The organism is Streptomyces sp. NPDC055239, from assembly GCF_053606205.1.
The window spans coordinates 303307-323048 of the sequence record NZ_JBSGRD010000008.1 but is presented as its reverse complement, the minus strand read 5'-3'; the positions used below and the strand labels follow the sequence as shown (position 1 = coordinate 323048).

Sequence of the window (19742 nt, the reverse complement as noted above, 5' to 3'; positions counted from 1 at the left end):
AGAACCTCCGGAGGTATGGCATTCAGGCCACTACTGTAGCCGCGCCGCCGTCAGCAGACTCATGGACATGGCAACGAACTCCCTCACCGAGGGCTCCCGCACGGCGGGGCAAGACCTGACGGAACCGGCACCCGTTCCGTCACCCGGCAAGCGCCGCACCTCCCCCGGCCTCACGCTCACCGCCGCCATGCTCGGCTTCGCCCTGATCACGCTCGACGCCTCCGTGGTGAACGTCGCGCTGCCCGCCATCGGCGACTCCCTGGGCGGCGGCATGTCCGGGCTCCAGTGGGTCGTGGACGCCTACACCCTCGCTTTTGCCGCTCTGATGCTCTCCACCGGCGCGCTCTCCGACCGGATCGGCGCGACGCGGGCGTACGCGATCGGCATCACGGTGTTCACCGCCGCCTCGGTGGCGTGCGGGCTCGCTCCGTCGCTGCCCGTGCTGATCGGCGCGCGGGTGGTGCAGGGCGTGGCCGCCGCGGTGGTCCTGCCCGCCTCGCTCTCCCTCGTGCGCCAGGCCTACGCGGACGCGGCCAAGCGGGCCCGTGCCGTGGCGATGTGGGCGGCGGGCGGTTCGGTGGCGGTGGCGCTCGGTCCGGTCGCGGGCGGCGCGCTGACCACCGCGTGGGACTGGAGCGGCATCTTCTTCATCAACGTTCCGCTGGGGGCGGTGGCGCTGGTCCTGCTCCTTCGCGCCCCGCGCTCGGAGCGGCGGCCCGCGCCGCTGGACGTGCCGGGTCAGTTGCTCGCCGTCCTGACGCTGACGGCCTTGACCTTCGCCGTCATCGAGGGCGGTACGACGGGGCTGATCGCCCTGGCCGTCGCGGTGGCGGCGGGCCTTGTGTTCCTGCGGACGGAGGCGCGGCAGCCGCATCCGGTGGTGCCGTTGGCCCTCTTCCGCGACCGGACGGTCGCGATCACCGTCGCGGCCGGGGCCGCGTGCAGTGTCGCCTTCTACGGTCTCGTCTTCGTCTTCAGCCTCTTCTTCCAGGAGGTGCAGGGGCGTTCGGCGCTGTGGGCCGGTCTGATGTTCCTGCCGATGACGGGGCTCATCGCGGTGACGAACGTCTTCGCCGGGAAGCTGGCGGCGCGGGTGGGGCCGCGCGTCCCGATGCTGGCGGGTCAGTCGCTGGCCGTCCTTGGGCTGCTTGCCCTGCTCTTCGCCGACGCGTCGACGCCCGCGGTCGGTCTCGCGTTCCTCATGGTGCCGCTGGCCCTGGGATGCGCGCTGACGATTCCGCCGCTCACCGCGGCGATGATGGAGGCGGTGCCTGCTGACCGGGCGGGTCTTGCCGCAGGGGTCCTCAACTCGGCCCGGCAGGTGTCCGGGGGCTTGGGGATCGCGGCCTTCGGGGGGCTTGTGGCCGGGGACTTCGTCTCTGGGATGCGGGTGAGTCTGCTGATTTCGGCGGGACTGCTTGCGGCTTCCGGGGTGGCGACGCTGGGGTTGCGGCGGGGGCGTTGAATTCCCCAACCCCGCCCCTTCCCGAAGACCCACTCGGCGCGGGGGCCCAGTGCCTTGTGGTTGCCGTCATCACCGGCTTCGCCGAGTTCGTCCTCAAACGCCGGACGGGCTGAATGCTCTCGGCCGGGCTGGATAGTTCCAGCCCGGCCGGCGTCTGGCGAGCAGTGTCAGGAACCGTCCCTCAGACCCCTCGGCCAGTTCGGACGGAACTCGATCTCCTCGTACGTCACCACGCACCCCTCCCCCACCGGCGACTGCGCCATGAAGCCGACCAGTGCGGCTCCCGCCGTCTTCTCCTCGCCGAGGGAGAAGATCCGGACGAACGTCCACTCCTCCCCGTCCAACGACGCGTGGAAGGCGAACGCCGAACCCGTGCGGCTGATCCGGAGCCAGACGCTGTTGCCGTCCACCACGAACGCGTTCGAGTCGTCGGAGTGGCCGCGGGTGACGACCGTGCAGACCGTCGCCTTGTCCGGTGACCGCTCGAGGCAGAGCTTGGCCCACTCCCGGTCGCCGACGTGGAGGTACAGCACACCCGCGTCGAACGCCGCCGCGAACCCGACCGTCACCCGCGCGATCAGCTGGAAGTCCCCCTCGGGCGCGCCGAGAAGACGCGGCGCGTCCGCTGCGGGGTCCAGGGCCTCGCCCGTCGGCGGCACGAAACGGTCCTGCCGGGCGCCCGCCCAGCCGGTGAGCGCCCCCTTCTCGTACGACCAGTTGCCGTCCGGGCCGTACGTGCGCAGGGAAAAGGGCAGTTGGGGGATGTCGACGTCCATGGGCGTCAGTGTTGCAGGCGCCCGTCGTAGCGACGCGGCAGCCCCAGCGGATTGTCGTCCCGCAGCTCGGCCGGGAGCAGCGCCTCGGGCGTGTTCTGGTACGCGACAGGACGCAGCCAGCGCTCGATCGCCGTACCGCCCACGGAGGTGGAGGTGGACGTCGTCGCGGGGTAGGGACCGCCGTGGTGCTGCGCGGGCGCCACCGCGACCCCCGTCGGCCACCCGTTGACCAGCACGCGCCCGGCCAGCGGCGTGAGTTCGGCGAGCAGATCCACGCCGCGTCCCTCGCCCGCGGCCTCCTCGGCGGACAGCTGAACCGTCGCCGTGAGGTTGCCGGGGAGCCGGGTGAGCACGGAGGTGATCTCCGCCTCGTCCTCGTAGCGCGCGACGACCGTCACCGGGCCGAAGCACTCCTCCAGGAGCAGATCGTGCTCGCCCTCGGTGGCGAGCTTCGCCGCCGGGACCGTCAGGAAGCCCGCGCTCACCGTGTGCTCACTGCCCGCGCCCGGTGTCACCGGCGCGTCCACGTCCGGCAGTTCGCCGCGCTCGCGCACGCCCGCGACGAAGTTGTCCCGCATCCGGTGGTCGAGGAGCACCCCGGCCTCGGTGTCGCTGACCGCCTCCGTCAGGGACTTCACGAACCGGTCGCCGCCCGCGCCGGTCGGCGCGAAGACCAGGCCCGGCTTGACGCAGAACTGGCCGACGCCGAGCGTCATGGAGCCCGCGAGACCCGCTCCGATCTCCTCCGCACGCTCCACCGCCGCGGCCTCGGTCACGACGACCGGGTTGAGGGAGCCGAGCTCGCCGTGGAAGGGGATCGGCACCGGTCGGGCAGCCGCCGCGTCGAAGAGGGCACGGCCGCCGCGGATCGATCCGGTGAAGCCCGCACCGGAGACGAGCGGGTGCCTGACCAGCTCGACTCCCGCGTCGAAGCCGTGCACGAGGCCGATGACGCCCTCGGGGATGTCGTGCCGGGCCGCGGCCCGGCGCAGCGTCGCCGCCACCAGCTCGGAGGTGGCCGGGTGGTCCGGGTGCGCCTTGACGACCACGGGGCAGCCCGCGGCGAGCGCGCTCGCGGTGTCGCCGCCGGGCACGGAGAAGGCGAACGGGAAGTTGGAGGCGGAGTAGACGGCCACGACGCCCAGCGGGATCTTGTAGCGCCGCAGGTCCGGGATGGGCGGGGTCGCGCTGCTGTCGGGGTGGTCGATGACGACGCCGAGGAAGCCGCCCTCGTCGACCACGTCGGCGAAGGCCCGCAGCTGGAAGCAGGTGCGCGCGAGCTCACCCGTGAGCCGGACGGGACCGAGCGCGGTCTCCGCGTCCGCGGCCTCCACCAGGTGGTCCTTGGCCCCGTCGAGCAGTTCGGCCGCGGAGCGCAGGAACGCGGCGCGTACGGCGCGGTCGGCGAGGGCGTCCTTGGCGGCCAGTGCGGAACGTACCGCCTGATCCACCTCTTGGGGCGAGGCTTCGACCGCGACCTGTTCGCGCTGCTTCCCGGTTCGGGGGTCGACACTCCAGACTGGTGCTGCTGCCACCGCGGGGTCCTTCCAAGGGTGATGCCACAGATGTGCTGCCACCCACCTGGGCTGTTCGATATACTGAACGCTGTCTCCGGTGATGAATAGCGGAGACTTCGGAGACTATTTCTCGTCGAACTAAGGGGTCAAGGGCGATGTCGGCTGGCGAGACTGGCGGGGCACAGGTCAAGTCCGCGGTGCGGACCGTGGAGTTGCTCGAATACTTCGCGGGGCGCCCCGGAATGCACTCTTTGGCCGCCGTCCAGGAAGCCGTCGGGTACCCCAAGTCCAGCCTCTACATGCTCCTTCGTACGTTGGTGGAGCTCGGCTGGGTGGAGACGGACGCGACGGGCACGCGGTACGGGATCGGGGTGCGGGCCCTCCTTGTCGGCACCTCGTACATCGACGGCGACGAGGTGGTCGCGGCGGCGCGTCCGACGCTCGACCGCCTCTCGGACGACACCACGGAGACGATCCACCTGGCGCGCCTCGACGGCACGAACGTCGTCTACCTCGCCACGCGCCAGTCGCAGCACTACCTGCGCCCCTTCACGCGCGTGGGCCGCCGCCTCCCGGCGCACTCGACGTCCCTGGGCAAGGCGCTGCTCGCCACCCACACCGACGAGCAGGTCCGCAAGATGCTCCCGGAGACGCTGCCCGCGCTGACCGAGCACACGATCACCGACCGCGAGAAGCTGATCGATGAGCTGCGCACGGTCCGCGAGCAGGGCATCGCGGTGGACCGCGAGGAGAACACGCTCGGCCTGCGCTGCTTCGGCGTCGCCATCCCGTACCGCACGCCCGCGCGGGACGCCATCAGCTGCTCCGTGCCGGTGGCACGCCTCACGCCCGCGCACGAGCAGATGGTGAAGGACGCCTTGTTCGACGCACGGGACCGATTGTCACTGGCAACTCGTAGGCTCTGACCATGGTCGGTATGGATGTCACTCTGCGCCCGGTGCACAACAGCGATCTCCCGGTCTTCTACCGGCAGATGAACGATCCCGAGTCGAACCACCTCGCCGCGTTCACCTCGCCGAAGGCGGCGGACCGGACGCTTTTCGAGGCCCACTGGAAGGGGCTTCGGGAGTCGGCCGACGTCGTCGTCCGCACGGTCCTCGCGGACGGCGACGTCGTGGGGAACGCGGCGGTGTACGGGGAGCCGGGGGAGCGCGAGGTCACGTACTGGATCGACCGGGCGTACTGGGGTCGTGGTCTGGCCACGGCGGCTTTGGGTGCGCTCCTTGTGGAGGTGCCGGAGCGCCCCCTCTACGCGCGGGCCGCGTCGGACAACGCGGGGTCCCTGCGGGTCCTTGAGAAGTGCGGGTTCCGCGTCACCGCCGCCGCACGGGGCTTCGCGCACGCGCGGGGCGAGGAGATCGATGAGACGGTGCTGGTGCTGGCGTAGTGATCGCGGCGCCCGCGGTACGCCGGTCGGAGCTCCCGCAGTATGAGGAATGTCTAAGAAACCCCTCAGAACGGAACGAATACGCCCGCGCCGCTCGTCTTTTCACGGGATGAACAAGACGATCAGGCGCGCCGCGGTCTTCACGCTGCTGCTCGTGGTCGCCCTCCTTGTACGGGCGACCTGGGTGCAGTTCTACGACTCGAAGGCGCTCGCGGACGACAAGCTGAACCGGCGCAACGCGATCGAGCAGTACGCGAACCCGCTGGGGAACATCATCGTGGGCGGTGAGTCCATCACCGGCTCCGCGCGGACGAAAGGCAGCGACCTCGCGTACAAGCGCACCTACAAGGACGGCGATCTGTACTCGTCCGTCACGGGCTACAGCTCACAGGTGTACGGAGCGACGCAGCTCGAGGGCATCTACAAGGACATCCTCGACGGCACCGACAACCGGCTGAAGAACCCCCTGGACACGGTCACCGACAAGCGCGCCGATCCGGGTGACGTGGTCACGACGATCGACCCGGCGGTACAGAAGGCCGCGTACAAGTCGCTCGGTGACACGAAGGGCGCGGCCGTCGCCGTCGACCCGAAGACGGGCAAGATCCTCGGCATGGTGTCGACTCCCTCGTACGACCCCTCGGACATCAGCGGTTCCACCGACTCCAAGGAGTGGAGCTCACTCCTGAAGGACGAGGAGAAGCCGATGGTCAACCGCGCGCTGCGGCAGCCCCTTCCGCCGGGTTCGACGTTCAAGCTGGTCGTCGCGGCGGCGGCCCTGGAGGACGGGCTCTACGGTTCGGCGGACACGAAGACGGACAGCCCGAATCCGTACAGGCTGCCCGGCACGACCACCGACCTGAAGAACGAGAACGCGAGCGCGCCCTGCGAGGACGCCTCGATCCGTACGGGCCTGCAGTACTCGTGCAACAACGTCTTCGCGAAGATGGCCGTCGACCTGGGCCAGGACAAGGTCAAGGCGATGGCCGAGAAGATGGGCTTCAACACCGCGAAGCTCGACGTGCCGGTGCGCGCGTCCGAGAGCTCGTACCCCTCGGACATGGACAAGGCCCAGACGGCCCTGACCGGCATCGGCCAGTTCGACGTGACGGCGACGCCGCTCCAGATGTCGATGGTCTCGGGGGCGATCGCGAACGGCGGCGAGCTGGTCGCGCCGCACATGGTCTCCCAGATCACCGACTCGGGCGGCGATGTCCTGGAGTCGTACGACGACGCCGACTCGCAGCGTGTGATGAGCGAGGACACGGCGAGTCAGCTGCAGTCGGCGATGGAGACGGTCGTCGAGAAGGGCACGGGTACGAACGCGCGGATCAGCGGCGCGGACGTGGGCGGCAAGACGGGCACGGCGCAGCACGGCGAGAACAACAGCAAGACGCCGTACGCCTGGTTCACCTCGTACGCCAAGGGCAGCGACGGCAAGGAGGTCGCGGTGGCGGTCATCGTCGAGTCGTCGAGCGCGGCGAGGTCGGAGGTCAGCGGCAACGGCCTCGCCGCGCCCATCGCGAAGGCGATGATGTCGGCGGCCCTGAACTAGCGGCCGGACTACTCCACGAAGTACGTCGGGTTCGGGAGCTTGTACGTCTTGTCCGCGTACCCGCCCGCGAGGTCGGAGACCTGGTCGCCGAAGCTGCCGACGATGTTGTAGCCGGTCGACTCGATGTGCTTGCGGGTGCCTTCCTTGAACTGCACGGTGGTGCACTCCCACTTGGCGGGCGTGGCGCAGTGACTCAGGTAGGCCGGCGGTGCGGTCTTGTTCTTGGTGAACACGTGCGTGGTGTCGAGCTTCGTGTCGTACCCCGCCTTAGCGAGGTTGGTGACCGCGCCCTCGCGCTGTGTCTCGCTCAGACCGGTCAGGAAGAAGACCTCGACGCCCTTGCCCTTGGCGTACTCGACGAGTTCGGGCATGCCGAAGACGGCGGGGCGCTTGGCCTCCTTCACGTAGGCGTCCCAGGTGGCGCCGTTGTACGTGTAGTTGGTCGACTTCTCGTAGTCGAAGCTGAGCAGCGCGGTGTCGTCCACGTCGAGGACGATCGCGGGCTTCTTGCCGTGAGCGCCGCCCTTCCCGCCGTGACCGCCGCTCTTCGCGCCGTGCGCGGCGGCCTTCCTGATGTCCTTCTTCGCCTTCGCCTGGACGCGCGCCAGGTCCTTGGCGTACGGGCTGTCGGGCGAGGAGCGCCAGACGCCGTCGGCGTCCTGGTACGCGCCGTAGTAGTCGTCGATCTCGCCGACGAGCACGCCGATGTTCTGGGGTTCGGCGGTGTGCCGCGCAGAGGCGTTGTCGGCGGTGGCGGCGCCGGTGCCGTACAGCGCGGCTCCGGCGACGGCACAGGCGGTGGCGATGCCCGCCACCCGTAGGGACTTCCGCATAGGTCGATATCTCCGGATCAGGGTCAGAGTGTGCGCAGGGGCAACAAGTTCGAGCAGGTCAATGCCCATCTACGCGCACTGTCTACGCGCATCACACGGTGCACCGCGAGACTCTTTGCCCGATCGATACCTGATCCGGAGAAAACCCGGTCCACAGAAGCCTCAGTACTACGCGCCCGGCGTCCACCCCGGGTCACGGCCGCTGAGGCCGATCACCCGGTCGAGGAGCGGGGCGTCGTCCGGTACCGGGAACACGGCCCCGAACAGGCTGTTCCCCGAACTGTCGCCCTCCTGGGGCGTGAGCAGCCCCTTGGCCACCCCGAGGCTCGCCTCGTCAGGGGCGTACGCCTGTCCCGTCGCGCGGGCCAGGTCCCAGCCGTGCACGACGAGTTCGTCCATGGCGACGGCGCCCGCGACGCCACCCGGCAGATCGAGGCCGCCCGCCCGGGTCATGCCCTCCCACGCGGCGGGGTCGCGCCACGCCTCCGCCAGCTCGTCGAGCAGCTTCGGCAGGGCGGCACGCCACTCGGGGCCGATGTCCGGCACGGCGCTTCCCGGGTTCTGGTCGAGGTGGGGCCCGAAGTCCTTGCGCGCGGCGTCCCGGAACGCGCCGGTCAGCTGGATCACATGGCCGAGCAGATGGCGCACCCGGTACTCCGGACAGGGCGTGGGCCCCGCGAGCTGCTCGTCGCTGATGCCTTCCGCGATGCCCACCACCAGCCGGGCCTGCGGCGCGAAATCGACCGTCTCCGTCATGAGTCCTCCAGAATCTCAGCGGTCCTGCCTTGTAGACCGGCCCGCGCCCCGCAACTCATCGCCGACCCGGCGCACGGATCTACCGCACCTGCCCTATGCCGAGCCCGGGTCCTTAGAACCACCATCACCTGCCATGACATCGACGATCACGCGGATCCTGCGCAACCGCGACGCGAGCCTCTGTCTGGGCGCGGTGGTGGTCTCCGGCTTCGGGAGCTCCGCGATGTGGCTGGTGGCCGGGATCTGGGTGAAGCAGCTGACCGGCTCGGACGGCCTCGCGGCCCTCTGCACGTTCGCCCTCTGGGCCCCGTCCCTGGCCGGCCCCCTCCTGGGCACGATCGCCGACCGCACCCGCCGCAGACCCCTGCTCATCGGCACGAACCTGGCCCTGGGCGCCCTGCTGACCTCCCTCCTCTTCGTCGGCTCCACGAGCACGCTGTGGATCCTCTACGCGGTCCTCTTCCTGTACGGGGCGTGCGGCGCCGTCACCGACGCGGCGGAGGCGGCCCTTGTGACGGCGGCCGTCGGCAAGGACCTGACGGGGGACTTCAACGGCCTGCGGATGTCCGCGAACGAGGGCATGAAACTGATCGCGCCACTCGCCGGAGCGGGCCTCTTCGCCGCCTGCGGAGGCGCCCGGGTGGCGCTCCTCGACGCTGCCACCTTCGTACTCGCGGCCGGGATGTTCACGCTGCTGCGCGTGCGCGAGGACGCACCCGCGCGCGACGGGTCGGGCTGGCGGGCCCAAACGGTGGAAGGCGCACGCTACTTGTGGGGCAGTCTGCAGCTGCGCCCCCTGGTCCTCGCGGGCGGCCTGACCATGCTGACCTCGGGGATCAGCGGAGCGGCCGTCTACGCGGTCGTGGAGGGCCTTGGCCACTCCCCCGCGTACACCGGCGTGCTGTACGTCGTGCAGGGCGCCGGTTCCGTCGCGGTCGGCGTCTCTTCGGGGGCGCTGATGCGGCGCTTCGGAGGACGCAGGTTCGGCGGGGCGGGCATCGCGCTCACCGCGCTCGCCGTGGTCCTGCACGCGCTGCCGTACGACGCCACGGCCCTGGCGGGCAGCTTCGCCAACGGGCTCGGGCTGCCCTGCGTGCTGATCGCGGGCATGACGGCGGTGCAGCGCGAGACACCGCGGGTGCTGCTCGGCCGCGCGGCGGCGACCGCGAGCACCCTGATGTTCACGCCGACCGCGCTCGGCATCGCCCTGGGCGCGGGCCTCGTGGAGAGCGTCGACCACCGCGTCCTGCTGCCGGTCCTGGCAGGGGCGCGGCTGCTGATCGCCGTACCCCTGCTCAAGAACTCTTCGGTGGCGGCTACTTCACGTTCGCCCAGCGCTTGATGGTCGCGACGGCCTCGGCCTGTTCGGCGGCGGGCAGTTTGGCGATGGAGGCGCCGTGGTTGGAGCCCGGGACCTCGTAGCGGTAGGAGTCGCGGTGGCTCGGCGTGAACTTCTCCGCGCTCCACGGGTCGTTCTGGCCGTAGACGAACATCATCCGCTGACCCCGGGTCTTGACCCAGCGGTCGACGTCGGCGGTGGTCCTGTTGTCGTACGAGCCGCGCATCGACTCGGGAAGGACCGAGTTGGGCTGGTAGATGTCGGGGTAGTGGCGGATGTCCTTGAGGTGCTTGAACTTCAGGTCGGCCCAGCCGAGCTGGGTGGCGGCCTGCCGGTAGTAGGGCCCTGTGCCGTTCGTGCCGAGGGTCTCGTCCTGGTAGACGCTGAAGCCGTGCTTCTTCGACCAGTCGTAGAGCTCGTCGTCAGTGGCTTTCTTGGCGTCGGGCACGGTCGGGCAGTTGTCGACGGTGCCGCTCTGCCAGAAGTTCCACACCTGGTCGAGCACCGCGAACTCGTAGGCACGGTCGGTGGTGCCGAGGGTCTCCTCGAAGGTGTCTCCGGCGGCCTTGGCGTCCGCCTCGAACTTGGGCAGCAGCGCCTCACGCCGTACGAGCATCTCGCGCTGCACGGCGTTCAGCGCGGTCCGGCACTCGGCCGTGCCGACGGTCTTGAAGAACCGCTCGTAGCCGCTGTCGTCCCTGTTGTTCGCGTCGTTCGGCGCCACGAACGCGACGACCGCGTCCAGATCGTCGGGGTAGAAGCGCTCGTGGTAGGTGGCCGTCATCCCGCCCTTGCTGGCGCCCGTGCCGAGCCACTTGCCCTTCTCGATGCCGCGCAGCGCCCGGGTCAGGCGGTGCTCGTCGGCGGCCTCCTGCTGGACCGTGAGCTTGGACCAGTCCGACGCCGCCGGGCCCGAGGGGCGCGACTGCTCGAAGTAGCGGTGCTCGACGCTGACCTGGTTGGCGTCGATCAGCTTGGTGAGGGCGGTGGTGTTGGACGCCAGGGTGTAGCCGCCGGTGTAGAGGACGGTCGGCTTGTCGGTGGCCTTGTGCCAGAGCGTGGCACGCTGGGTGAACGTGCCGGCGCCGGGGTTGTGATGGTCGACCGGCTGGGCGTACGTGAGGGTGTAGAAGGGGTAGCCCTCCCTGTCGGCCACGGAGACGACCTTCATGCCGGGGATCTTCTCCAACTGCTCCCGGATGTCGGCTGCGGCGGCGGTCTGTCCGTCACCGGTCCGCGCGGCGGCGGGCACGGCCCCGCCGAGTACCGCCGCGCCCGCCATGACCCCGGCGCAGACCAGCGCCGCTATCCCCTTGTTGCGCACCTTGTCTCCTCGTCTCCTCGTACTGGAGCGAAATGTTGGGCGGATGGTAACCGCTTCCACTTCGCGGGCGACAGAGGGAGGTTGGGGAGCGCGTGCCGGGCTAGTCCAGCTGCGCCAGAGCGGTCCTCACCTGCGCGAGATCCGCGTCCGACGCCAACCCGGCGTGGTAGAGCCGCAGTTCATCGGCGCCCAGGGTGAGCGCCTGCGCCGCGTCGGCGGCGAGGGTCGCGGGCCTTCCGCCCATGCCGGAGACCACGGTGAGGTTCGCGGCGAGGGTGGTGCGGGCCGTGCGGTGCGCGTCGAAGGGGGTCAGGGCCTGGGCGCCGCCCGTGCAGGGCACGACCACGCCGTCGGCCACGGAGAGGATGTGCTCCGGGTCGACTCCGGCGTTGGCGCCGCAGTGGTAGGCCACCGGGTCGGCGTGCAGCAGCACCTGGAAGCCGTCCGGCGCCGCGGCGCGCACGGCGGCGATCGCCGCCTCCTGGAGCGTGCGGGCGGCTTCCTCGCGCCACGCGCGCGTGGCGGTCGCCGTCTCGGCGCCGATGAGCTTCTCCACGCCCTCCCAGCCGCCGGGCGGCTCGTCGCCCCGCCAGACGGGCTCCAGGGCGCGACGGACCCCGGCCGCGAGCTCGTCGGGGGCGAGCCCTTGTCCGGCGTACCCCGCACGGCAGTCCGCGCAGAAACACAGCGACATCAGGTACTGCGCGGCCTCGCCGAGCGGCACTCCCGCGATCTTGTCGTGGGCGTGCAGATGCGCGAGGCCGTACCAGCCGAGGGACTCCAGCTCGGTGCCGCGCGCGCCGGGGCGTACGGCGGCCTCCGCCGCGAGATCGACGAGGTACGCGCGCGTGGCGGGCTGTGCGATGCAGGGGGCCCAGGGGTAGCGGTCTCCGTAGGCGTTGACGACGGAGGTGTCCGGATGGTCGGCGCCCATACGGGAGTTGTGGGCGAGGACAACCCAGGTGTGCACGTCGAGCCCGGCGGCCGCCAGTGCGTCGGCGGCCTCCCCGTAGGCGTCACCAGGGGCCCAGCTTCCGGCCGCGTACGGACGCAGGTCGCGGCCCTGCCACCGGCCACCGGGCTCGTAGAGGACCACCGCGTGTTCGGCGGTGACGATGCGGTGGCGGGGGTGGCGGGGGGTCAGCGCGCGCGTGGAGTGGTAGGCGGAGGCGAGGGTGACCTGCTGGACGCCGAGGTCGGCGACGCGGGCGGGCGCCTCGGGGTCGCCGACGACGTCCCAGGGGTACAGGAAGGCGGAGGTCCTCACGCGCTCTCCTCCCGCACCAGGGCGCGCCCGCGCTCGGTCAGTTCGGCCAGGCGCTTGATGTGTTCGTCGGCGGGCTCGTGCAGCGGCGTCCGCACCCCGCCGACGTCGAGCCCTGCCATGCGTACGCCCGCCTTGACGAGGGAGACGGCGTATCCGCGCCCCTCGGCGCGCAGTTCCACGAAGGGCCGGTAGAAGCCGTCGATGAGCCGGTTCACGAGGGCGTCGCCCTCGGCGGTCCCTGCGTTGAAGGCGCGGTGGAAGGCGAGCGCGATGTCGGGCGCGAAGCAGAAGACCGCCGACGAGTAGAGCGTGACGCCGATGCCCCGGTAGGCGAGCCCTGTCAGCTCCGCGGTGGGCAGCCCGTTGAAGTAGAGGAATTCCTCGGGGCCTTCCGCGCGCACGGCGCTGACGATGCGCTGCATCAGGTCCATGTCGCCGAGGCCGTCCTTGAAGCCGATGACGCCCTCGGTCCGGGCGAGTTCGACCACCGTCTCCGGGGTGAACACGGCGTTGTCCCGCTGGTAGACGATGATGTCGAGCGAGGTCGCCGCGGCCAGTTCGGCGTAGTGCGCGAGCAGTCCCTCCTGCCCGGCGACGACGAGGTAGGGCGGCATCGCGAGCAGCCCGTCGGCACCGGCTTCCTCGGCGAGCTTGGCGTACCGTACGGCGAGCGCCGTGCCGTACCCGGCGCCCGCGACGACCGGCACCCGGCCCGCCGACTCCTCGGCGGCCGCGGCGACGCAGGCCCCGAACTCCTCGGGCGTCAGGGCGTGGAACTCTCCGGTGCCGCAGCAGGCGAACACGGCAGCCGCGCCCGCGTCGATGCCCGCGCGCACGTGCGCGCGGTAGACGTCGAGGTCGACGGACCCGTCAGGACCGTAGGCGGTGACCGGGAAGAACAGCGGCCCGCTGGGGACATTGAGTCGATCGGCGAGGGTTGCTGACGTCACGGGCTCTCCCTAAGCGTGCACGTTTCTGATCCACGTCCATATTTCTGAACGCACCCACGCTAAGCCGCCGTCTGAGCCCCGGTCAAGCTCCGAGGCCGGCCGGGGATCAACAAGAGATCGGCAAGAGAAGCGTGATTCAGGAGCGGATCCGCCACCTCCGTACGACACTTGACTCGAAGAGGCATTGATCCCTAGCTTGTCCACAGATGTGAATGCTGTACGCGCACGCGAACACGACCGTTGAACAGCAGCCGTTGAACAGCAGCAGCCCCTGATCGGCCCCTGATCCGAGGAGACCCCCTCATGCCCGCTCCCCGCACCATCCTGCTCACCGGCGCCGCGGGCGGCCTCGGCACCTTGATGCGGGGGCTGCTTCCGGCCTACGGCTACGAACTGCGGCTGCTCGACGTACTGCCCATCGACGGCGAGCCCGACGCGATCACGGCGGACCTGGCCGACAAGAAGGCGCTGCGGGAGGCCGTGCGGGGCGTCGACGCGGTCATCCACCTCGCGGGCATCTCCCTGGAGGCGTCCTTCGACAAGATCCTGCGGGCCAACATCGAGGGGACGTACAACCTCTACGAAGCGGCCCGCGAGGAAGGCGTCCGCCGGGTCGTCTTCGCGTCGTCGAACCACGCCATCGGGTTCACGCCGCGGCCCGTCGGGGACGATCCGCTGATCGCGGTGGACGCGCCGCGCCGCCCCGACACCTTCTACGGCCTTTCGAAGTCCTTCGGTGAGGATCTCGCCCAGTTCTACTGGGACAAGCACGGGGTGGAGACCGTCTCGGTGCGGATCGGTTCGTGCTTCCTGGAGCCGTCGAGCGTGCGGATGCTGTCGGTCTGGATGAGCCCCGGGGACGGCGCCCGGCTCTTCGACGCGGCACTGACCGCGCCCGCCGTGGGACACACGGTGGTCTACGGATCGTCCGCGAACACGCGTCTTTGGTGGGACCTCTCGTCGGCGCGCGCGCTCGGCTACGCGCCGCAGGACGACTCCGAGCAGTACGCGGAGAAGCTGGTCGCCGAGCAGGGAGAGCTGGACCCCGCGAATCCGGACCACGCGAACCTGGGGGGTCACTTCTGCACGAACCCTCCAGTCTGGCCGTACTGAGCACTCGGCCGTACCGGCGCCCGGACAGACCGAAACCAGCCCTTCCGGTGAGGGAAGAACAGCTGTCCGAACCCCACCCGGGCATCAAACGGGCACCCCGAACCCCCCGAACGGGCACCGCTCCCGCCCGAAGCAGAGGCCGCAGCCCTGCCAAGCGGGCACATCCGGGCACCATCGTCTCCACTCCGAGCCTGTTCACACACCGTCCCCCGCTGTAGAACTTCCCCACAGGGCCCGAACGGGCACAGCGAGGAAAGGCGGCGGCACCCATGACCGCGGAAGAGCGCCAGCGGGAGATCGTCAAGGCAGCACGGAACTCCGGCTCCGTGGACGTCACCGCACTCGCCACCAAACTGGGTGTCGCCAAAGAGACCGTCCGCCGTGACCTGCGTGCCCTGGAGGACCACGGCCTGGTCCGCCGCACCCACGGCGGCGCCTATCCCGTGGAGAGCGCGGGCTTCGAGACGACCCTCGCGTTCCGCACCACCATGCACGTCCCCGAGAAGAGGCGGATCGCCACCGCGGCCGCCGACCTCCTCGGCGACGCCGAAACGGTCTTCGTCGACGAGGGCTTCACCCCGCAGCTCATCGCCGAGGCTCTCCCCGAAGCGGCCAAGGGCCGCCCCCTGACCGTCGTCACCGCGTCCCTGGCCACCGCGGGCGTCCTCGCAGAGGCCGACAACATGTCCGTCCTCCTCCTCGGCGGCCGTGTCCGTCCGGGCACCCTCGCGACCGTCGACCACTGGACGACGCGCATGCTGGCCGGATTCGTGATCGACCTCGCGTACATCGGGGCCAACGGCATCTCCCGCGAACACGGCCTGACCACGCCCGACCCGGCGGTCAGCGAGGTGAAGACGCAGGCCATCCGCGCGTCACGGCGCACCGTGTTCACGGGCGTGCACACCAAGTTCGGAGCGACGAGCTTCTGCAGGTTCGCGCACGTCGGCGAGTTGGAGTCGATCGTCACGAGCACGCAGTTGCCCGCGTCCGAGGCGCACCGCTACTCGCTCCAGGGCCCCCAGGTAATCCGCGTCTGACACCACCACCCCACCCGCTCGCCTCCCTCAATTTCCCCTTCCTCCCACTCCCCCGCCCACCTCTCGTGATTCCGCACGCCCATATTTACCCAGACGCACCCCCACACATCCCATAAGTCCCCATACGTCCAGGAGCATTCATGCGAACCCAGAGCCGACGGAGGTCGCGCGCACTTGCCGCGGCAGCCGCAGGGACGCTGCTTGCCCCGCTGCTCTCCGGCTGCTGGGCCGGGGCGGGCGGGACCGGTTCCGGCGACTCCATCAACGTACTGATGGTGAACAACCCGCAGATGGTCGAACTGCAGAAGCTCACCGCCGCCCACTTCACCAAGGAAACGGGCATCAAGGTGAACTTCACCGTCCTGCCCGAGAACGACGTCCGCGACAAGATCAGTCAGGACTTCGCCAACCAGGCGGGGCAGTACGACGTCGCCACGCTCTCCAACTACGAGATCCCGATCTACGCCAAGAACGACTGGCTGCACGAACTGGGCTCGTACACCAAGAAGGACAAGGCGTACGACGAGAAGGACGTACTGCCGTCCATGCGCCAGTCCCTCACCGGCGACGACGGCAAGCTCTACGGACAGCCCTTCTACGGAGAGTCGTCCTTCCTGATGTACCGGAAGGACGTGTTCAAGAAGGCCGGGCTCACCATGCCGAAGAACCCCACCTGGCAGCAGGTGGCGAAGCTCTCGGCCGACGTGGACGGCGCCGAGTCCGGCATGAAGGGCATCTGTCTGCGCGGGCTCCCCGGCTGGGGCGAGTTGATCGCGCCCCTGACGAGCGTGGTGAACACCTTCGGAGGGACCTGGTTCGACAAGGACTGGACGGCCCGCCTCGACTCCCCCGAGTTCAAGAAGGCGACGCAGTTCTACGTGGACCTCGTCCGCAAGCACGGCGAGTCCGGAGCCGCTCAGTCCGGCTATGCCGAGTGCCTGAACAACCTCACCCAGGGCAAGACCGCCATGTGGTACGACGCCACGGCCGCCGCCGGTTCGCTGGAGGCCGCCAAGTCCCCGGTCAAGGGCAAGATCGGCTACGTACCGGCGCCCGTGGAGAAGACCAAGAGCTCCGGCTGGCTCTACACCTGGGCATGGGGCCTGCAGAAGGCCTCGCGCAACCCGGACAAGGCGTGGAAGTTCGTCTCCTGGGCGTCCAGCAAGGAGTACGAGCAGCTGGTCGGCGAGAAGATCGGCTGGTCCAACGTCCCGGCGGGCAAGCGCGCGTCGACGTACGAGATCCCCGAGTACCGCAAGGAAGCCGCCGCGTTCCAGGACGTCACCCATGACGCCATCGAAGGCGCGCGGCCGACCGACCCGGGCGTGCAGCCGCGTCCCGCGCCCGGCATCCAGTTCGTCGGCATCCCCGAGTTCACCGACCTCGGCACGAAGGTCTCCCAGGAGATCAGCGCGGCCATCGCCGGGCGCCAGTCCGTCGATTCGGCCCTCAAGAAGTCACAGAAGCTCGCCGAGAAGATCGCCGAGGAGTACGAGGGACGATGACCGCCACCGCGAGTACCACCGATGTCGCGCCCAAGACCGCGCGCACCCCAGGACCCAAGGCGCCGGGAAGACTGCGCGCCTGGGCCACCAGGGCCCCGCTCCTGCCCGCCCTGATCTTCATGGTCGTCGTGACCCAGCTGCCGTTCGTGGCCACGCTGGTGATCTCCTTCTTCGACTGGAACGCCCTCTACCCCGACGCCCGCAGCTTCACCGGATTCGGCAACTACTCCGAGGTCCTCACCGACCCGGACCTGCGCAAGTCCGTCCTGACGACCATCGTGCTCACGGCCACCGTCGTGATAGCCAGCCTCGTCATCGGCCTCGGCCTCGCCCTGCTCCTCGACCGGAAGTTCCGGGGCCGCGGATTCGTGCGTACGTTGCTCATCGCGCCGTTCCTGCTCGTGCCGGTGGCCGCGGCGCTGCTGTGGAAGCACGTGCTCTACAACCCCGAGTACGGCCTCTTCAACGGCCTGCTCAACTGGATAGGCGGTGACGGCGCGGCCCAGCCCGACTGGGTCTCCAACACCCCGCTGATCGCCATCGAGGCCTCCCTGATCTGGCAGTGGACGCCCTTCATGATGCTGATCCTGCTCGCGGGACTGCAGAGCCGCGACAGCGAGCTCATCGAGGCGGCCCGCATGGACGGCGCGGGCAACTGGCAGGTGTTCCGCTATCTGACGCTGCCGCATCTGCGCCGCTATCTGGAGCTCGGCTCGCTGCTCGGCTCGATCTACATCGTGCAGAACTTCGACGCCGTCTTCACGATCACCTCGGGCGGTCTCGGCACAGCCAACCTGCCCTACACCGTCTACCAGAGCTTCTACCAGGCCCACGAGAACGGCCTCGCGTCCGCCGCCGGTGTCCTCGTCGTCATCGGTTCCATCATCATCGCGACCTTCGCGCTGCGGGTCGTCTCGTCCCTGTTCCGTGAGGAGGCGTCCCGCGCATGAGCACCGACGTGACGCGTGTACGTACACAGCAGCCCGGGAGCCGCTTCCGCATCCGGGGCTCCGCAGGACTCGGTCTCGCCGCCTGGCTGGCCGGAATCCTGTTCTTCCTGCCCATCGCCTGGATGACGCTGACGTCCTTCCACTCGGAGTCGGACGCGGCGACCAATCCGCCCTCGCTCGCCGCCTCGCTCACCCTGGACGGCTACCGCGACTTCTTCGGCACGGGCGGCGGCGCGAGCCCCTGGCCCTCGCTCATCAACTCGACGGTGGCGTCGGTCGCCTCGACCCTGTTCGTGCTCGTCCTCGCGCTGCCCGCCGCGTACGCGCTCTCCATCAGGCCGGTGAAGAAGTGGACGGACGTCCTGTTCTTCTTCCTTTCGACGAAGATGCTGCCGATCGTGGCGGGCCTCCTGCCGATCTATCTCTTCGCCAAGAACACCGAGATGCTCGACAACATCTGGCTGCTCGTCATCCTCTACACGTCGATGAACCTGCCGATCGCGGTGTGGATGATGCAGTCCTTCCTCGCCGAGGTGCCGGTCGCGATCATCGAGGCCGCGCAGATCGACGGGGCTCGCCTGCCCACCATCCTCACGCGCGTGGTGGCCCCCATCGCGCTGCCCGGGATCGCGGCGACGTCCCTGATCTGCTTCATCTTCAGCTGGAACGAACTCCTCTTCGCACGGGTGCTCACGGGCGTCGTCGCCCAGACCGCACCCGTGTTCCTGACCGGCTTCATCACCAGCCAGGGCCTGTTCCTGGCGAAGGTGTGCGCCGCGTCCCTCGTAGTCTCCCTGCCGGTGCTCGCCGCAGGGTTCGCCGCCCAGGACAAGCTGGTCCAGGGCCTGTCGTTGGGAGCAGTCAAGTGAAGGCCGCCATCATCGAGTCCGTTGGCAAAGCCGTCGTCGGCGAGGTGCCCGACCCCACCCCGGGGCCGCGCGACGTCGTCGTCGAGGTCGCCGCCTGCGGTCTGTGCGGAACCGACCTGCACATCCTTCAGGGCGAGTTCGCACCCACGCTGCCGGTGGTCCCGGGGCACGAGTTCGCCGGGGAGGTGGTGGGCCTCGGCCGCGACGTCACGGAGCTCGCTGTCGGCGACCGGGTCGGCGTCGACCCCTCCCTCTACTGTTACGAGTGCCGCTACTGCCGTACCGGCCACAACAACCTCTGCGAGCGCTGGAACGCGATCGGCGTCACCACGGCGGGCGGCGCGGCCCAGTACGCCGTCGCGCCCGTCGCCAACTGCGTGCGGCTCCCCGAGAACGTACGCACCCAGGACGCGGCCCTCATCGAGCCGCTGTCCTGCGCGGTGCGCGGCTACGACGTCCTGCGCGCCCAGCTCGGCGCGCACGTCCTGATCTACGGCTCCGGGACGATGGGCCTGATGATGCTGGAGCTCGCCAAGCGGACGGGCGCGGCGAGCGTGGACATCGTGGACCTCAACGCGGACCGCCTGGCCACGGCCCGGCAGTTGGGCGTCTCGGGGTCGGCCGCCGGTGCGGACGAGTTGGAGCGGCCGCAGGGGTGGGACATCGTCGTCGACGCCACGGGCAACGCGGCGGCGATCCAGGACGGCCTCGGCCGGGTCGCCAAAGCGGGTACGTTCCTGCAGTTCGGGGTGGCCGACTACGCGACACGGGTCAGCATCGACCCGTACAAGATCTACAACCAGGAGATCACCATCACCGGGTCGATGGCGGTCCTGCACAGCTATGAGCGGGCGGCGGAGCTGTTCGCCGCGGGCGTCCTCGATCCGGATGTGTTCATCAGCGACCGGATGCCGCTGGACTCCTACCCCGACGCGCTCGACCGGTTCGCGTCGGGAGTGGGCCGGAAGATCGTGGTGGTGCCGTAGAGCGGCCACAGACGCCGGACGGGCAAAATCGCAGCCCGTCCGGCGTTCGGGGCACGCGGGAAAGAAATCTGTGTAGGTAAGGGAACGGC

At 69.8% G+C, this 19742-nt stretch carries 18 protein-coding genes; 11 read left to right on the top strand and 7 right to left on the bottom strand.

The features are described 5' to 3' along the window. Positions 1-67: 67 nt before the first annotated feature. Entirely contained in the window at positions 68-1465 is a 1398-nt protein-coding gene (locus ACWFRJ_RS25880; RefSeq protein ID WP_453535454.1) for an MFS transporter, read from the top strand. Positions 1466-1632: 167 nt separating this feature from the next. Here the strand turns inward: ACWFRJ_RS25880 and ACWFRJ_RS25875 are convergent, their stop codons facing one another. Both ACWFRJ_RS25875 and ACWFRJ_RS25870 read right to left on the bottom strand, forming a co-directional pair. Then, the gene (locus ACWFRJ_RS25875) at positions 1633-2241 is read right to left on the bottom strand and encodes a DUF1349 domain-containing protein (RefSeq protein ID WP_453535451.1); all 609 of its coding nucleotides are present in this window, start codon (positions 2239-2241) and stop codon (positions 1633-1635) included. 5 nt (positions 2242-2246) lie between these two features. Further along, positions 2247-3776 carry an aldehyde dehydrogenase (NADP(+)) gene (locus ACWFRJ_RS25870; protein ID WP_453535448.1) on the bottom strand — a complete coding sequence of 510 codons (1530 nt, stop codon included), beginning with the start codon at positions 3774-3776 and terminating at the stop codon, positions 2247-2249. Positions 3777-3913: 137 nt separating this feature from the next. On the opposite strand from ACWFRJ_RS25870, the gene ACWFRJ_RS25865 reads away from it, so the two are divergent. The 3 genes from ACWFRJ_RS25865 to ACWFRJ_RS25855 all read left to right on the top strand — a co-directional run bounded on the left by ACWFRJ_RS25865 (position 3914) and on the right by ACWFRJ_RS25855 (position 6721). Further along, positions 3914-4684, top strand: coding sequence for an IclR family transcriptional regulator (locus ACWFRJ_RS25865; protein WP_453535445.1), 771 nt, complete (start codon positions 3914-3916; stop codon positions 4682-4684). An 11-nt stretch (positions 4685-4695) separates the two neighbouring features. Then, complete coding sequence (locus ACWFRJ_RS25860) at positions 4696-5166, top strand: GNAT family N-acetyltransferase (protein WP_453535442.1); 471 nt, start codon at positions 4696-4698, stop codon at positions 5164-5166. Positions 5167-5275: 109 nt separating this feature from the next. Further along, on the top strand, positions 5276-6721 hold the full coding sequence (locus ACWFRJ_RS25855; protein WP_453535439.1) for a peptidoglycan D,D-transpeptidase FtsI family protein: 1446 nt from the start codon (positions 5276-5278) through the stop codon (positions 6719-6721). 8 nt (positions 6722-6729) lie between these two features. On the opposite strand, the gene ACWFRJ_RS25850 is transcribed toward ACWFRJ_RS25855, so the two are convergent. Then, a complete protein-coding gene (locus ACWFRJ_RS25850; RefSeq protein WP_453535436.1) occupies positions 6730-7554 on the bottom strand; it encodes an HAD family acid phosphatase in 825 nt (274 codons plus the stop codon). Positions 7555-7722: 168 nt separating this feature from the next. Beyond that, on the bottom strand, positions 7723-8310 hold the full coding sequence (locus ACWFRJ_RS25845; protein ID WP_453535433.1) for a TIGR03086 family metal-binding protein: 588 nt from the start codon (positions 8308-8310) through the stop codon (positions 7723-7725). Positions 8311-8443: 133 nt separating this feature from the next. Between ACWFRJ_RS25845 and ACWFRJ_RS25840 the strand changes: the two genes are divergently transcribed. Continuing rightward, complete coding sequence (locus ACWFRJ_RS25840) at positions 8444-9652, top strand: MFS transporter (RefSeq protein ID WP_453535430.1); 1209 nt, start codon at positions 8444-8446, stop codon at positions 9650-9652. Here the strand turns inward: ACWFRJ_RS25840 and ACWFRJ_RS25835 are convergent. From ACWFRJ_RS25835 to ACWFRJ_RS25825, 3 genes are all read right to left on the bottom strand, one after another. Continuing rightward, entirely contained in the window at positions 9627-10973 is a 1347-nt protein-coding gene (locus ACWFRJ_RS25835; protein ID WP_453535427.1) for a S28 family serine protease, read from the bottom strand. The two genes, ACWFRJ_RS25840 and ACWFRJ_RS25835, sit on opposite strands and share 26 nt — an antisense overlap. Positions 10974-11073: 100 nt before the next feature. After that, complete coding sequence (locus tag ACWFRJ_RS25830) at positions 11074-12240, bottom strand: hypothetical protein (protein ID WP_453535424.1); 1167 nt, start codon at positions 12238-12240, stop codon at positions 11074-11076. Beyond that, on the bottom strand, positions 12237-13190 hold the full coding sequence (locus ACWFRJ_RS25825) for a 5-dehydro-4-deoxyglucarate dehydratase (protein ID WP_453535421.1): 954 nt from the start codon (positions 13188-13190) through the stop codon (positions 12237-12239). The genes ACWFRJ_RS25830 and ACWFRJ_RS25825 overlap by 4 nt, the downstream gene beginning before the upstream one ends. Positions 13191-13493: 303 nt before the next feature. Here ACWFRJ_RS25825 and ACWFRJ_RS25820 point away from each other — a divergent pair, with 303 nt between their 5' ends. From ACWFRJ_RS25820 to ACWFRJ_RS25795, 6 genes are all read left to right on the top strand, one after another. Further along, entirely contained in the window at positions 13494-14303 is an 810-nt protein-coding gene (locus ACWFRJ_RS25820) for an NAD-dependent epimerase/dehydratase family protein (protein ID WP_453535418.1), read from the top strand. Between the two features lie 269 nt (positions 14304-14572). Further along, positions 14573-15343: a DeoR/GlpR family DNA-binding transcription regulator gene (locus ACWFRJ_RS25815; protein ID WP_453535415.1), complete on the top strand. Its 771-nt coding sequence runs from the start codon at positions 14573-14575 to the stop codon at positions 15341-15343. Positions 15344-15483: 140 nt separating this feature from the next. Continuing rightward, complete coding sequence (locus tag ACWFRJ_RS25810) at positions 15484-16848, top strand: ABC transporter substrate-binding protein (RefSeq protein WP_453535412.1); 1365 nt, start codon at positions 15484-15486, stop codon at positions 16846-16848. Beyond that, positions 16845-17798 carry a carbohydrate ABC transporter permease gene (locus ACWFRJ_RS25805; protein ID WP_453535409.1) on the top strand — a complete coding sequence of 318 codons (954 nt, stop codon included), beginning with the start codon at positions 16845-16847 and terminating at the stop codon, positions 17796-17798. Before ACWFRJ_RS25810 ends, ACWFRJ_RS25805 begins: the two co-directional genes overlap by 4 nt. After that, entirely contained in the window at positions 17795-18667 is an 873-nt protein-coding gene (locus tag ACWFRJ_RS25800) for a carbohydrate ABC transporter permease (RefSeq protein ID WP_453535406.1), read from the top strand. The genes ACWFRJ_RS25805 and ACWFRJ_RS25800 overlap by 4 nt, the downstream gene beginning before the upstream one ends. Beyond that, positions 18664-19653 carry a zinc-dependent alcohol dehydrogenase family protein gene (locus ACWFRJ_RS25795; RefSeq protein ID WP_453535403.1) on the top strand — a complete coding sequence of 330 codons (990 nt, stop codon included), beginning with the start codon at positions 18664-18666 and terminating at the stop codon, positions 19651-19653. Before ACWFRJ_RS25800 ends, ACWFRJ_RS25795 begins: the two co-directional genes overlap by 4 nt. Positions 19654-19742 lie beyond the last annotated feature (89 nt).